At 38.3% G+C, this 15,021-nt stretch carries 14 protein-coding genes and 1 other annotated feature; of the genes, 3 read left to right on the top strand and 11 right to left on the bottom strand.

The features are described 5' to 3' along the window. Positions 1-355: 355 nt before the first annotated feature. Complete coding sequence (locus DK858_RS14890; protein WP_109398071.1) at positions 356-856, bottom strand: YbaK/prolyl-tRNA synthetase associated domain-containing protein; 501 nt, start codon at positions 854-856, stop codon at positions 356-358. Between the two features lie 314 nt (positions 857-1,170). Between DK858_RS14890 and yiaY the strand changes: the two genes are divergently transcribed. Next, positions 1,171-2,322 carry an L-threonine dehydrogenase gene (gene yiaY / locus DK858_RS14885; protein WP_109398070.1) on the top strand — a complete coding sequence of 384 codons (1,152 nt, stop codon included), beginning with the start codon at positions 1,171-1,173 and terminating at the stop codon, positions 2,320-2,322. Positions 2,323-2,431: 109 nt separating this feature from the next. On the opposite strand, the gene hisIE is transcribed toward yiaY, so the two are convergent. The 8 genes from hisIE to hisG are packed head-to-tail and all read right to left on the bottom strand — an operon-like array spanning position 2,432 to position 9,561. Next, positions 2,432-3,049, bottom strand: a complete 618-nt coding sequence (gene hisIE, locus DK858_RS14880) for a bifunctional phosphoribosyl-AMP cyclohydrolase/phosphoribosyl-ATP diphosphatase HisIE (RefSeq protein WP_162556408.1) — start codon at positions 3,047-3,049, stop codon at positions 2,432-2,434. After that, entirely contained in the window at positions 3,049-3,822 is a 774-nt protein-coding gene (gene hisF / locus DK858_RS14875; protein ID WP_109398068.1) for an imidazole glycerol phosphate synthase subunit HisF, read from the bottom strand. The genes hisIE and hisF overlap by 1 nt, the downstream gene beginning before the upstream one ends. Further along, positions 3,804-4,541 (bottom strand): 1-(5-phosphoribosyl)-5-[(5-phosphoribosylamino)methylideneamino]imidazole-4-carboxamide isomerase, encoded by a 738-nt coding sequence (hisA, locus tag DK858_RS14870; RefSeq protein WP_109398067.1) that lies wholly within the window; start codon positions 4,539-4,541, stop codon positions 3,804-3,806. Before hisA ends, hisF begins: the two co-directional genes overlap by 19 nt. A 6-nt stretch (positions 4,542-4,547) precedes the next feature. Next, positions 4,548-5,138: an imidazole glycerol phosphate synthase subunit HisH gene (gene hisH / locus DK858_RS14865; RefSeq protein WP_109398066.1), complete on the bottom strand. Its 591-nt coding sequence runs from the start codon at positions 5,136-5,138 to the stop codon at positions 4,548-4,550. Continuing rightward, the gene (gene hisB, locus DK858_RS14860) at positions 5,138-6,205 is read right to left on the bottom strand and encodes a bifunctional histidinol-phosphatase/imidazoleglycerol-phosphate dehydratase HisB (RefSeq protein WP_109398065.1); all 1,068 of its coding nucleotides are present in this window, start codon (positions 6,203-6,205) and stop codon (positions 5,138-5,140) included. Before hisB ends, hisH begins: the two co-directional genes overlap by 1 nt. A 49-nt stretch (positions 6,206-6,254) precedes the next feature. Then, the gene (hisC, locus tag DK858_RS14855) at positions 6,255-7,337 is read right to left on the bottom strand and encodes a histidinol-phosphate transaminase (protein ID WP_109398064.1); all 1,083 of its coding nucleotides are present in this window, start codon (positions 7,335-7,337) and stop codon (positions 6,255-6,257) included. Next, the gene (gene hisD, locus DK858_RS14850; RefSeq protein ID WP_109398063.1) at positions 7,327-8,655 is read right to left on the bottom strand and encodes a histidinol dehydrogenase; all 1,329 of its coding nucleotides are present in this window, start codon (positions 8,653-8,655) and stop codon (positions 7,327-7,329) included. The genes hisC and hisD overlap by 11 nt, the downstream gene beginning before the upstream one ends. A 6-nt stretch (positions 8,656-8,661) precedes the next feature. Next, entirely contained in the window at positions 8,662-9,561 is a 900-nt protein-coding gene (gene hisG / locus DK858_RS14845) for an ATP phosphoribosyltransferase (RefSeq protein ID WP_109398062.1), read from the bottom strand. Between the two features lie 44 nt (positions 9,562-9,605). Beyond that, positions 9,606-9,735: a sequence feature (His leader region), on the bottom strand. Between the two features lie 357 nt (positions 9,736-10,092). Between hisG and DK858_RS14840 the strand changes: the two genes are divergently transcribed. Continuing rightward, positions 10,093-10,914: an SDR family oxidoreductase gene (locus DK858_RS14840; protein ID WP_109398061.1), complete on the top strand. Its 822-nt coding sequence runs from the start codon at positions 10,093-10,095 to the stop codon at positions 10,912-10,914. Between the two features lies 1 nt (position 10,915). Here DK858_RS14840 and DK858_RS14835 read toward each other — a convergent pair whose 3' ends face one another. Continuing rightward, complete coding sequence (locus DK858_RS14835; protein ID WP_109398060.1) at positions 10,916-11,536, bottom strand: glutathione S-transferase family protein; 621 nt, start codon at positions 11,534-11,536, stop codon at positions 10,916-10,918. 157 nt (positions 11,537-11,693) lie between these two features. On the opposite strand from DK858_RS14835, the gene DK858_RS14830 reads away from it, so the two are divergent. After that, entirely contained in the window at positions 11,694-12,896 is a 1,203-nt protein-coding gene (locus tag DK858_RS14830) for a serine hydrolase (protein ID WP_109398059.1), read from the top strand. A 149-nt stretch (positions 12,897-13,045) separates the two neighbouring features. Here the strand turns inward: DK858_RS14830 and DK858_RS14825 are convergent, their stop codons facing one another. Next, a complete protein-coding gene (locus tag DK858_RS14825) occupies positions 13,046-14,716 on the bottom strand; it encodes a formate--tetrahydrofolate ligase (protein WP_109398058.1) in 1,671 nt (556 codons plus the stop codon). Between the last annotated feature and the right edge of the window lie 305 nt (positions 14,717-15,021).

Raw genomic sequence — 15,021 nt, 5'->3', positions numbered from 1 at the left:
TAATTTCAATTTATCGCTATTTGTGGGATTTATTTATCTTAAATCAATAGGTTAATAAGGTTATATTTTGTTTTTATTTATGGTGCTTCGTTAAAAGTATGTGTCTTTGCTTCGTTTTTTTAGTGAATAAAATGATTGAAATGTAAATATATATGGTGGGGGAGAGATAGGAAAAGAGATTTCATGTAACTGTTTGTTTTTGTTGGATTTATTTAAAATGGAAATTAACTAATGATAAACTCCTTAATATAAATAAAACGTTAATCCACAAACAAATAAGCCTTCAGAAAGAATAGTTATTATGATAACAATTACCCTTAGATTAGGGTAATTGTTAAAGATAAGTTGAAGATTTTTATTGCTGGGTTTCTTCATCTCGAATAAAAGAGATTAATTCCGGTTGTGCAATACGTTTGTAATCTTGTGTATTAAGAATAATAGAACGCTCTAATGTACCTGCATTAAAAGCTAATTCATCAAAACGTTCAAAAAGTAGAGGGTCAGCTACAAGTTTCAATGCAGGATGAAAACTAAAAGGCGGTATTGCGCCAAATACGCATTGAGTCAGATCATCCACTTCTTTAGGGCTAGCCAGCGATGCCCTTGTTCCACCAATTTGGTGAGCGAGTTTTGATAGATCGGCTTGTTTATCGGCGGGTAATATTGCAAGAACATGTTGCTTAACGCCATTACCTTTTATATGGCAAACAAGTCCTTTTGCTCCTTGTCCTAATTGTGTTCCTCTGATTTTTGCAACTTCTTCAGAACGACCTGCAGTTGGGTGTTTCATAACACGGTAAGAAGCGTGGTTTTTATCTAATAAAGCTGTAAGTTGCTCAAAAATAGTCAAAGACATCAATGACTCCTGAATTTAATAAGTTATTTCTTTTAGGTCATTATACGACTTTAAAAAAAATATTCTGCTGTGATGTTCATAGCTGGTTTTGATTATTTTGATAAGCTTTTCAAATTATTTTGTTACAAATGATAATATGTTAATAGTATTATCCTATTGAATTAATAGGGTAATTGGGCTTCTTTATTAAATTACCTATAATAGAATGATAAACAAATTGATATTTATTCATTATTTTGATGATGATCAATTTAAGAACAAAAAGAATAGAACATATTAAAACGCAGATTTAATTACTAAAAAGGAAGTCAATAATGGCAGTTTCAACATTCTATATCCCTTCTGTAAATAAAATTGGTGCTGGTTGCCTTGCTGATGCTGTAAGCTCAATGAAAGACTTCGGTTTTCATAAGGCGTTGATTGTCACTGATAGCATTTTAAATCAACTGGGTGTTGTTGATAAAGTCAGTAAGTTACTGACTGAGGCTGGTATTTCTAGTGTTACTTATGACGGTACAGCACCAAACCCTACTGTTGAAAACGTAGAAGCGGGTTTAGCTCTGCTGAAAGAAAATCAATGTGATTGTGTGATTTCTTTAGGTGGTGGTTCTCCACATGACTGTGCTAAAGGTATTGCTTTAGTGGCTTCTAATGGTGGAAAAATTGCAGATTATGAAGGTGTTGACCGTTCTGAAAAACCTCAATTACCATTAATTTCAATTAATACCACAGCAGGTACTGCGTCAGAAATGACACGTTTTTGCATCATCACAGATACTGTGCGTCATATTAAAATGGCTATCGTTGATAAAAACGTTACACCACTTTTATCTGTAAATGATTCAGAATTAATGATTGGTATGCCAAAAGGTTTAACTGCTGCAACAGGTATGGATGCGTTAACTCATGCTGTTGAAGCTTATGTTTCAACTGCTGCTAATCCAATTACTGATGCGTGTGCATTAAAAGCTGTTACTATGATCAGTGAGTCTTTACGTAAAGTTGTTGATAATGGTGGTGATGCGGCAGCGCGTGAAAGCATGGCTTACGCTCAGTTCTTAGCCGGAATGGCATTTAACAATGCTTCTTTAGGTTATGTACATGCTATGGCTCACCAATTAGGTGGTTTCTATAACTTACCTCATGGTGTGTGTAATGCGGTTCTATTACCACATGTTCAAGCTTATAACATTCAAGCAGCCGCAGGTCGTTTAAAAGATATCGCGCAAGCTATGGGTGTTGATGTTTCTGCAATGAGCGATGAGCAAGGTGCGAAAGCGTGTATTGAAGAAATTCGTAAAATGGCTAAAGATGTTGGTATTCCAGCAGGTCTGAAAGAATTAGGTGTGAAAGAAGAAGATTTCAAAACATTAGCTGAAAATGCGCTGAAAGATGCTTGCGCAATCACTAACCCAGTTCAGGGTTCTGAAAGTGATGTTATCGAGTTATTCCGCCAAGCAATGTAATGTTCTTTAGGAAATAAAAAGGTAATTAAGCCATTACTTTTGTTTTTCCCAAAAAATGAAGCCGATACGTTAGTTTGTATCGGCTTTTTTCATATTAATGTTAATTCATTTACTCTGTTTTTTTATGGCGCTCTTGTAGGCAACCTATGACATCAGTGAGTGATAATGATTGATCTTGTAGTAGTACCATTAAGTGATAAAGCAAGTCTGAGGCTTCATTTTTTAGCTCTTCTCTATCATTAACAGTGGCAGCTAATGCTGTTTCAACACCTTCTTCTCCCACTTTCTGGGCTATACGTTTTGTACCACTGGCATAAAGGCGGGCAGTATAAGAGCTATCAGGCGAGGCATTTTTACGTTCACGTAATAAATTTTCAAGCTCATAGAGAAATCCCCATTGGCTTTGTGCTGGGGCAAAACAACTTTCGGTTCCGTTATGGCAAGTTGGGCCAATAGGATTGGCTAAAATAAGTAAAGTATCGTTATCACAGTCTGGGTAAATATTGACTAATTTGAGAAAGTTGCCTGAAGTTTCACCTTTTGTCCATAAACGCTGTTTAGTGCGCGAATAGAAGGTAACATTCCCACTTTCTAGAGTGACATTTAATGCTTCTTTATTCATATATCCTAGCATTAATACATCACCTGAAATGGTATTTTGGATAATCACAGGCATCAGATTATCGACTTTTTCCCAATCTAGTTGCGCTAATGTTTCACTATTCATTATATTCTTACCTTAACGTCATTCTTTGCAAGATACTGTTTTAATTCGTTGATATTAATTATTTGTTTATGAAAAACAGAAGCTGCAAGAGCGCCATCAACATTGGCTAATTGAAATGCATCAAGAAAGTGTGACATTTCGCCAGCTCCCCCTGATGCAATAATAGGAACATCTGCAACTTGGCGTACTAAAGCCAGTTGTTTTAGATCATAGCCTTGTCTTACACCATCTTGGTTCATCATATTTAAAACAATTTCGCCTGCGCCAAGTTGCTGAACTTCACGTACCCAATCAAGGGTTTTCCAGTGCGTTTGTTGTGTGCGTTTTTCATCGCCAGTGAATTGATAAACTAAATATTCACCTGTTTTTTCATCAAACCAAGTGTCAATGCCTACAACAACGCACTGTACACCATAGCGATCAGCTAAACGAGATATCAGTGAAGGATCGGAAAGTGCAGGGGAGTTAATCGAAATTTTATCTGCACCAAATGAAAGAATTTTCCCTGCATCTTCAACAGAGCGAATGCCACCTGCAACACAAAAAGGAATATCAATCACTTCAGCGACACGCGATACCCAACTTTTATCCACAACACGACCATCAGAAGATGCTGTAATATCATAGAATACTAGTTCATCAGCACCTTCTTTGGCATAGCGTTCAGCAAGAGGAACAATATCACCAATAATTTCATGATTACGGAATTGAACACCTTTAACAACTTGCCCGTCTCGGACATCAAGACAAGGAATTATGCGTTTTGCCAACATGATATTGCCTCTTTTAATGTAAACTTGCCTTCTAATAATGCTCTACCAACAATAATACCGGCAACACCAGATGCTGGAAGATCTGCGATATCTTGTAAATCACCAATACCGCCCGAAGCTTGGAATAAAATATCAGGGAAACGCTGGCTAATTTCTTTATACAGTTCGACGTTAGAGCCCGCTAATGTGCCATCTCGAGAAATGTCAGTACATAACACATGCTTTAAACCCACACTTTGATAAAGCTCGATGATCTCTTCAAGCGTATAGGGCGAGTTTTCTTGCCAACCACTGACAGCAACCCACTTTTTGCCTTGTTTATCAATGCGAACATCGAGGGCTAATACAATGGCGTCTGCTCCATAGCGCTCAAACCATGTTTTTACCATTTCGGGCTGACTGACTGCGGTAGAGCCAATAACAACACGGCTTGCTCCTGCATCAAGTAGTGATTTAACATCATCTTCAGTGCGAATACCTCCCCCCACTTGTACTGGCACATTGACACAAGTAACAAGTTCTTTTAACAGTGGAATTTGGCGGGCAGAGGGATCTTTTGCTCCCGTTAAATCCACTAAGTGAAGTAATTTTGCGCCATCTTTTTCATATTGTTGGTAGCGTGTCAGCGGATTATCATCATAATCGCGCTGTTTGGCATAATCACCCTGATGAAGACGAACGACTTTACCCTCAATTAAATCTAATGCTGGAATAATCATAACGGGTTACATCTCCAAAAAGTTCTTGATAAGTTGAGCACCTGCTTTTCCTGAACGCTCTGGGTGAAATTGCACGCCATAAAAGTTATCTTTCTGAATTGCACTACTAAAACGAGTGCCATATTCAGTTTCTGCAATCGTCGATTCATTGAGTGCTAAAGCGTAGCTATGAACAAAATAGAACCAAGCATCGCTACCAAGCTCACGAAAAAGAGGATGTCCAGGCTTTGCTAATACCTGGTTCCACCCCATATGAGGTAATGGTAATCCGGCTGTATCAAGCTTACCTATGGTGCCATCAACTAAACCTAATAAAGGGATATCCTTACCTTCTTCGCTTAGTGAGGCCAATATTTGCATGCCTAAACAAATACCTAAAACGGGTTGTGTTAAGGCTTTAATCAAAGGAATTAGCTCACGTGCTTTGAGTTGTTCCATTGCCGCTCTAGCCGTGCCTACTCCGGGTAAAAAGAGTTTATCCGCAGATAACACCTTATTTTTTTCATAGGACACTATTGGGTCATAACCGAGTCTCTTAACGGCGTAAGCGACAGAGGCTAAATTGGCACAACCTGTATCAAGAATAACCACTTTCATTACAGAACACCTTTTGAGCTTGGTAAAGTATTACCTTCAACACGAATGGCTTGGCGTAAGGTACGACCAAAGACTTTAAATAAGCTTTCAGCTTTGTGGTGATCGTTTTTGCCTTTTGATTTCAGGTGTAATGTGCAACCCATGGTGTAAGAGAGAGAACGGAAAAAGTGTTCGATCATCTCTGTACTTAAATCACCAACGCGTTGATATTTAAATTCGGCTTTGTACTCGAGGTGTGGACGACCAGAAATATCTAATGCACAGCTTGCGAGGCACTCATCCATTGGTAATGTAAAGCCAAAGCGAGCAATACCTCGTTTATCACCTAATGCTTCACGTAATGCCTCACCCAAAGCAAGGCCGGTATCTTCTACTGTGTGGTGATCATCAATCACTAGATCACCTTTCACATTTATATTCATACGAAAGCCACCGTGTGTCGCAATTTGATCAAGCATGTGATCAAAGAAACCGACTCCCGTACTAATTTGGCTATTGCCTTCACGATCGAGCCAAATATCGATCGCAATTTGTGTTTCTTTTGTTTTTCGCTCAACGTGAGCATAGCGATCTTTTTTAGTCAATTGCTCTGTAATAACAGCCCAATTGAGTTTGTCGGTATTATAAAGAAGGCCTTTGATACCCATATTTTCAGCTAGCTGAATATCAGTTTGCCTATCACCAATGACATAGCTGTTATCTTTATCTAGTGCGCCATCAACTAAATATTGGGTGACAAGTCCTGTTTCTGGTTTGCGACAAGGGCAGTTGTCTTCGGGTTTATGAGGACAAATTAAAACGTCATCAAATGAGATCCCTTGAGAAGAGAAAACTTGCATCATTAAATTATGAGGAGGATCGAAATCTGCTTGAGGAAAACTTTCTGTGCCTAATCCATCCTGATTTGTGATCATAATGAGTTTATAACCTGCTTTTTGCAGAGCAGTAAGTGCGGGGATCACGCCATTTTCAAAGGCAAGCTTATCAAGTCTATCAACTTGATAATCAGTGGGGGGCTCTGTGATTAAAGTTCCATCACGGTCGATAAAAAGAATTTTTTGGCTCATGGTTGAGATCCTTCAGTTGCGATTTTTTGTTGTTATCGTTTTTAATGTTTTATATGTTTGCAGTTTGAATATTTTTTATGGCATTAATCACGCTATCACATTCTTCTGCTGTACCGATAGATATACGCAAACAACCATTAAGCCCATATTGACGTTGTTGATCGCGTAAAATAATCCCTTGTTCCCATAAAGTTCGGAAAATCAGAGTAGCATCAGTAAATTTCACTAAAATATAGTTGGTTTCACTGTTATAAACCTGTTCAACATTAGGCAATTTTTTTAACGTATCAGATAAAAAGGCTCTGTTGCGCGAAATTTCGGCTACTCGCTTTTTCATTATCTCAATACCGGCTTCTGTTAATGCTTGTGCCGCAATATCTGCAACAGGTGTTGAAAGTGGGTATGGTGCGATTACCTTTAGTAATAATTCAATGACAGGTGGGTTGGCAAGCGTAAAGCCACAACGAAGCCCTGCTAAAGCAAAAGCTTTCGATAAGGTTCGCAAAATAACTAAATTCGGATAATCTTCAAGCCATGAAACAATTGATGCTTGTGGGCAAAATTCAATATAAGCTTCATCTATCGCAACAATGGCTTTGTCTTTAGCCAATGCTAATACATCACGAATAAGCGAAGGATCAATAATATTTCCTGTCGGATTATTTGGGCTACATAGGTAGATAAGTTTGACATTATCAAGTTGTGATGCGATAGCTTTGACATCAGGACTCCAATCAGCAAGAGCAGGGACAACACGCTGTTCTACACCGAAAGTTTCAGCACTAACGCTATACATGCCATATGTGGGTGGGCAATAGAGCACTGCGTCTTTACCCGGTTCACAAAAAGCACGAATAAGGAGCTCAATCGCTTCATCTGCACCACGGCTAACTAAAACTTGGTTAGTGTCTACACCTGCATATTTTGCATAACGACTAATTACATTCACAGGCTGACATTCAGGATAACGGTTTAAGTTTTTTTCATTAAAAGTAAAGTCAGGCGCGATAGGGTATTCATTTGCATTTAACCAAACAGAACCATTTCCGCCTAAGCGCCGAGCAGATTGATATGGGGTTAGTTCGCGTACATTTTTTCTGGCAAGTGTGGTGATATCAAATTTAGTTTTCATCGTTATTTTTCCCTTGAGCCAAAGCATTAACACGAAGTGTAACTGCATTTTTGTGGGCGGTTAATTGTTCAGCTTGTGCTAATATTTCAATCGTTTCTGCTAAATCAGATAAACCTTTTGCTGTCAGTTTTTGTACCGTCATGCGCTTCATAAAGTCAGCTAAACCTAAACTGGAGTAGGTTGAGGTATAACCATAAGTTGGTAGAACGTGATTAGTGCCAGAAGCATAGTCTCCCGCAGATTCAGGCGACCAAGCACCAAGAAAAACAGATCCAGCGCTGGTAATGCTATCAACACGAGTATCAGCATCATTGGTTTGAATAATTAAGTGCTCAGGGCCATAGCTATTACTGATTTCAATACACTGTTCAAGATCGCGAGTAATAATGACGCGACTTTCTGCAAGCGCTTGTTTCGCTATTTCAGCACGGCTTAATAGTGTCAGTTGTGTTTCAGTTTCAGCAATAACGGCTTTAGCGAGTGTTTCATCAGGTGTTAATAACACAACTTGTGAATCAGGGCCGTGCTCAGCTTGTGAAAGTAAGTCGGCAGCAATAAACGCAGGATTTGCATCCGCGTCAGCAATCACTAAAACTTCAGAAGGGCCTGCTGGCATATCGATAGCAGCACCTTGTAGCGATTGGCTTACTTGACGTTTCGCTTCTGTTACATAAGCATTACCGGGGCCAAAAATTTTATCAACTTTAGGAATAGATTCAGTACCGAAGGCCATGGCAGCAATCGCCTGTGCACCTCCTACTTGAAAGATTTCATCAATACCAATTTGTTGAGCAATATATAAAATTTCATCAGCAATTGGGGGCGGTGAGCAAAGAACAACTTTACGACAACCTGCAATACGGGCAGGAATACCTAACATCATGACTGTTGAAAGCAATGGCGCTGAACCTCCGGGAATATAAAGTCCTACAGCATCAATTGCTCTGCTTACTTGCTGACAAAATACACCGGGCTGAGTTTCTACGTTGATAGTGTTAGGAATTTGCGCCTCATGAAAGCGACGAATATTATTCATCGCCTGTGCTATTGCCTGTTTTATTTTGCTATCAAGTCGTGATGAGGCTTCATCGATTTGCGATTTTGACACCAAAACACTTTCCGGCGCTGCCTTATCGAATTTTTGGCTAAGCGCTTTAAGCGCTTTATCTCCCTCATTACGTACCTGTGAAATGATGTTAGCAACTTGTTCTGTAATTGAACCTGATGCAGAAATAGCAGGGCGAGTTAATAGCTGTTGTTGCTGTTCTCTCGTGTATTTATTCCAGTAAATTAATGTATTAAAACCCGTTTTCATCATTTCACCTTATTCCATCATTTTTTCAATTGGTAAAACCAGAATTGAACTTGCACCTAATGCTTTAAGCTTTTCCATTGTTTCCCAGAATAGGGTTTCGCTACTCACCATGTGCATGGCAACGCGATTTTGGTCTCCCGCCAGAGGTAAAATAGTTGGTCTTTCAGCTCCCGGAAGTAATGCAATGACATCTTCAAGACAATCACTTGGTGCGTGCAGCATAATATATTTTGATTCTCGAGCTTGAATAACACCTTGAATACGCGTTAGTAAGCGGTCGATAAGCGCTTGTTTATCGGCTTCCATTTCACCGTCGCGTTGGATCAAACACGCTTTTGAGCGATAAATCACTTCAACTTCTTTTAAACCGTTGGCTTCTAATGTTGCGCCAGTAGAAACCAAGTCACAGATTGAGTCAGCAAGACCCGCACGAGGAGCGACTTCAACAGAGCCGTTTAATAAACACGATTTAAATTTGATACCTTTTTGGTCTAAATAGCGCTTGAGTAGATTTGGATAGGAGGTTGCGATACGAGTATTATTTAAGCATTCCACACCTTGATAATCAAAATCGACAGGGGTAGCAAGAGATAGACGACAGCCACCAAAATCAAGACGACGTAGTGTCAGATAACTCGGGTTTTCACCTTGAGAGCGACGCTTTAATAACTCTTCTTCTAAAACGTTTTCACCGATGATCCCTAAATCAACAACGCCATCCATTACTAATCCAGGAATATCGTCATCTCTAACACGTAGAATATCAATTGGCATATTTTCTGCGTAAGCAATTAGACGTTGTTGGTTTAAATTAATTTTGATGCCACAACGTGCTAAAAGGGCGCGAGATTCATCACTTAAGCGACCTGATTTTTGCATTGCAATTCTTAATCTTGTTTTGTCTAACATAATATTACCCTGTCCTTGTCTTAATTTTTTGTTTGAAAATTAGCTATAAAAAAACCCCGGAAGTTGCCTTCCGGGGTTTTAGTTGTTATCTGCATTCAGACCACCGGAAGCGTTTCTTAAACGTCTTCCAGCACTCATCGCCTGAAAGACTAGTCAGGGTGATGGTGATGATGGTGGTTTAGTTGAATGCTATACATGATTATTTTCCTAGCTAATAACACTATTTGTTATTTAATAATGCCTGTTACGGTTAATCTCTATTTAGTAACCTGCATTTAGAATTTGTCTGCCTTTCAACCTACATGATTTACAAAGCAGAAAGCAACCTATTTTTTAATAATAATTTAATTATTTTATAACCTTTTGTTTTTAATGTGATTTTAATATTTCTCTTATTTACTTAATGGGATAAGTAGGCGAGTATATAGGGAGATGCGAAACGTTTATGAAATATAAGTATTATTTATAAGTAATGGCGAAACTGAAATTTTATAGCATACTTTGACTAAGCCATTTAAGTAGGGGAGCAAAATGAAACGAATAACCATCGTAGGATTAGGTTGGTTAGGTTTACCACTTGCCGCTGCGTTGCGTGATGCAGGCTATCAAGTTAAAGGGACTAAAACCACCGAAGATGGCGTAGAAGCAGCAAGAATGAGTGGTGTTGACTGCTGTTTAGTAAATTTAACACCCGCAATTGAATGTGATAGAGATGATTTTGATTACTTAATGGAAACTGACGTCCTTATTATCACGTTACCACCCAGTGCTGCTGGTGGTGGTTATGATTATGTTGAAGCTATTCAGACGTTAGTGGATAGCGCAATGTCTCGTCATGTTACGAGAGTCATTTATATTAGCTCTACTTCTGTATATGGCAATCAAACGGGTAATATCACGGAAGAAATGGATATTCGACCAGAAACACAATCAGCAAAAATGTTAGCAGAAGTTGAAAACTGGCTACATCGTTTACCGTTAACTACGGTTGATATTCTTCGGTTAGCTGGATTAGTTGGACCGGGTCGCCATGCAGGACGTTTTTTATCAGGTAAAAAACAGGTAAAAGGCGCTCATCAATGCGTTAACTTAGTCCACTTAGACGATGTGATTTTTGCTGTTGAACAACTTCTTGCGCAGAATGAAGGTGGCCATTTATATAACTTATGTGCTCCTATTCACCCTAAAAAGAAAGATTTTTACTCAAGAGCATCTAATCAACTCGATCTTATTCCGCCAGAATTTGTTGAGGAAGAGAAGCCTTTAATACGAGAAATTGATGGTCAGCAGATCTGTCGAGATCTTGGATTTCATTACCATTACCCAGATCCCGACAAAATGCCAATGAATTAACTTAATTTACAGGCAGTAACACGATATCACGGAAAATAGGTCTTTCACTTAATTGTGCAAACCAACGCTCAATGTGAGGGAAGTGTGGTCTATCTTTGCAAACTTCTAGCCATGGATAGACCAATGGAGCGATTGCTATATCAGCAAGAGAAAATGCATCTCCTGCAAAATAAGTTGTTTTTGCAAGTTGGTCGTCAGCAATTTTAATAAGCTTATTAAGCTTTTCTTTCAACGCGTTAACAATCTCAGGATTTTGTTGTTCTTTAGGCGTGCGAACAATCATGATCATCATTTGTTGAATGGGAGCAAATAAGCTGCCATTTGACCAATCCATCCATTTTTCTATATTTGCTCGTTGTTTTAGATCAATGGGATAGAGTGTGTTATTTTCATATTTTGTACATAAATAACGAATAATGGTATTAGATTCCCATAAAGCAAAGTCATCATCTTGTAAGGTTGGAATAGATGCGTTGGGGTTGATCGCTAGATAATTTGCTTCATTGAGTCCACCAAAAGGGCCGCCAACGTCGATTTGCTCATAAGGAACATTTAATTCCTTTAAACACCAAAGAACTTTTTTAACGTTAGATGAGTTTTTTCTACCCCAGACTTTTAACATAAAGGTCTCCTAAACCACGATAAGTAATAAAATTTCCCTCTATAGGGCGCTAAATATGAATATAAGATAAATCTCTACATATCAATGTTGGCGTCTTATTCCAGAAAGCCATATAGTAGGAAAGCTTTAACAAATTGATATAAAAGGGTGATCGGTAATGACAAAAAATATTCCATCTGTTCTGAGTAAGGTTACCGCGGGAATGGGTTTACTGCTAATTATTTCTAGTCCTTCATTTGCAGTAAATAATCCAGTCGCTCCTCAAATTGAGGCAAAATCTTATGTATTAATGGATTATAACAGCGGAAAAATTCTAGCATCAGAAAAACCTGATGAGCGTTTAGATCCTGCTAGTCTTACAAAAATCATGAGTAGCTATGTTGTTGGGCAAGCTATTAAAGAAGGTCGTATGTCACCTGACGATATGGTTATTGTTGGACGTAATGCATGGGCAACAGGAAATCCGGTATTGAAGGGATCATCATTGATGTTCTTGAAACCGGGTGATCAGGTCAAAGTGATTGATTTAAATCGCGGTATGGTTATTCAATCTGGTAATGATGCCAGTATCGCATTAGCCGAACATATTGCGGGTAGTCAGGAAACTTTTGTTGATTTAATGAACTCCTATGCTAAGAATCTTGGTTTAAAAAATACATACTTTAAAACCGTTCATGGGTTAGATTCTGAAGGACAATATACAACAGCACAAGATATGGCATTACTCACAGCAGCCATGATCCGCGATGTTCCTTCAGAGTATGAAATACATAAAGAAAAAGAATTTACATTCAACAATATTCGTCAGCCAAATCGTAACCGCTTATTGTGGAATAAAAATATGAATGTCGATGGTGTGAAAACCGGTCACACTAATGGAGCAGGGTACAATCTTGTTTCTTCGGCAACTGAAGGTGATATGCGCTTGATTGCTGTTGTTTTAGGCGCACCATCAGATAAAGTACGTTTTGCTGAAAGTGAAAAGTTATTAGGCTGGGGTTTCCGCTTTTTTGAAACGGTAACACCAGTAAAAGCCGCTACACCACTAACCAGTCAAAAAGTGTGGTACGGGGATAAAGGTGAAGTTGCATTAGGGGTTGCTAATGATGCCTCAATTACTATTCCTAAAGGTGAATTGAAAAACCTGAAAGCCTCTTTTACGTTAACCAACCCTGTATTAGAAGCGCCGTTAACTCAAAATCAGGTTGTAGGTACAGTTAACTTTTTATTAAACGATGAAGTGATTGAACAACGCCCACTGGTTGTCAAAGAAGCGGTTCAAGAAGGCGGTTTTTTCAGCCGTATTTGGGATTTTGTTGTTAAAACAGTATCCGGTTGGTTTAATGCTATTTTTGGTTAATTTATCAAGAATAGCTCTATCAAAACGTTACTGAGTTTTTCACCCCAAAAGAAAGATTAGCTGTTATTTTAATATGAAAAATCCGTAATTGTTTTACGATTACGGATTTTTTTATATTCAATAAAATTGGGAGATATTTACTTTAGAGTTTAAATCAGACCATCAATTTTACCTTGATTATCAACATTAACAGTGATAGCTGCTGGTGTTTTCGGTAATCCGGGCATTGTTGTGATAGAGCCAGTTAAGGCGACAACAAAGCCAGCGCCAGCAGAAACATACACTTCACGAACGTTTATTGTAAAATCAGTCGGACGACCTAATAATGTGGGATCATCTGAGAGTGAATATTGCGTTTTTGCCATGCAAACTGGGAAATGAGAAAATCCCATTTTTTCTATTTTTTCCAACATGTTACGAGCAGAACGGCTATAAGTCACACCCTCGGCACCATAAATTTCTTTGGCAATAATATCGATTTTTTGACTCAGTGAGGCTTCATTAGGATAAATTAATTGGAATTGGCTCTGCTCATTTTCAAGTGTGTCAATCACTTGCTTAGCTAATTCAATACCACCTTCGCCTCCTTTCTCCCACACTTTAGTCATTGCGAAGCGACAATTTCTATCTTGGCAGAATTGTTTGATAAACTGATGCTCTGCAATACTATCAGTAACATAAGCATTAAGAGCGACAATAACGGGTAAGCCATATTTTTTTAGGTTTTCAATGTGTTTTTCAAGATTTACAATACCTTTTTCAAGTGCACTTAAATCTTCATTATTCCACTCGCCTTTACCTAATCCACCGTTATATTTTAGCGCTTTAGTGGTGACAACAATCACGGCACAATCAGGGCGTAATCCACTGATCCGGCATTTTATATCTAAGAATTTTTCAGCACCTAAATCAGCACCAAAACCCGCTTCTGTCACAGTGATATCAGCAAGTTGAAGAGCAAGTTTTGTCGCTCTTACGCTATTGCAACCATGAGCAATATTCGCGAAAGGACCGCCATGAATAATGGCTGGGGTATTTTCGAGTGTTTGTACTAAATTAGGATTAATGGCATCTTTTAATAAACTAGCCATTGCACCGACGGCTTGTATATCGCTTGCTGTAATAGGATCACCACGATAAGAATAGGCAACAATGATGCGAGAAAGTCGTTGTTTCAAATCATCAATATCTTCTGCTAAACAAAGGATAGACATAATTTCAGACGCAACGGTAATAACAAAGTTATCTTCTCGTGTGATGCCGTCTTTTTCGCCACCTAACCCTACAACAATATTACGTAAAGCCCGATCGTTCATGTCCATACAACGTTTAAACACGATTTTCTTAGGATCGATATTTAAAGGATTACCCTGATAAATTGAATTATCAAGCATGGCTGCAAGTAAGTTATTGGCAGAGGTAATAGCATGAAAATCGCCAGTAAAATGAAGGTTGAGATCTTCCATAGGAACAACTTGTGAATAACCACCACCGGTTGCTCCGCCTTTAATGCCAAAGCAAGGGCCTAAGGAGGGTTCACGCAACGCAATAATCGCATTTTTTCCAATATGATTAAGAGCTTGTCCTAATCCAACCGTGACTGTTGTTTTACCTTCACCAGCGGGTGTCGGATTAATTGCTGTAACTAAAACTAATTTTCCGGGCTTTTTGGCTGCAATTTTTGACCAAATACTGTGGCTAAATTTGGCTTTGTACTTGCCATAAAACTCGATATCATCTTGATCAATATTTAAATTTTTCGCAATTTCTTGAATAGGTAAGAGGTGTGCTTCTTGGGAGATTTGAATATCTGATTTCATTTTAGTTCTCTTTTTATCCCGCTGATGATGTCTCTAGTGATCTTTACTTATCAACTTTAGACAATAATCTAAATATCGCCAATAGATTGATTAATTTGTAATTATTTACTTTAGATAACGCGTTTATCGTCACGGCATTTAAATAATATGTGTTGTTATCTCCTATTTTTTCTTTACATTATCTTTATTGAGTGATGCTTTGCTCGTTTGAAAAAACATATTTTAACTAAGGATGACAATTTAATCTCATACAAAAAAGATGATATTAAAAAAGAAGAGTAATGAGATAGATACTAAATAAACAA

Origin of the sequence: Proteus faecis (genome assembly GCF_003144395.1) — a bacterium.
In the GTDB taxonomy this organism is placed as follows: Bacteria; Pseudomonadota; Gammaproteobacteria; order Enterobacterales; family Enterobacteriaceae; genus Proteus; species Proteus faecis.
This window is presented reverse-complemented; position numbering and strand designations above follow the sequence as displayed.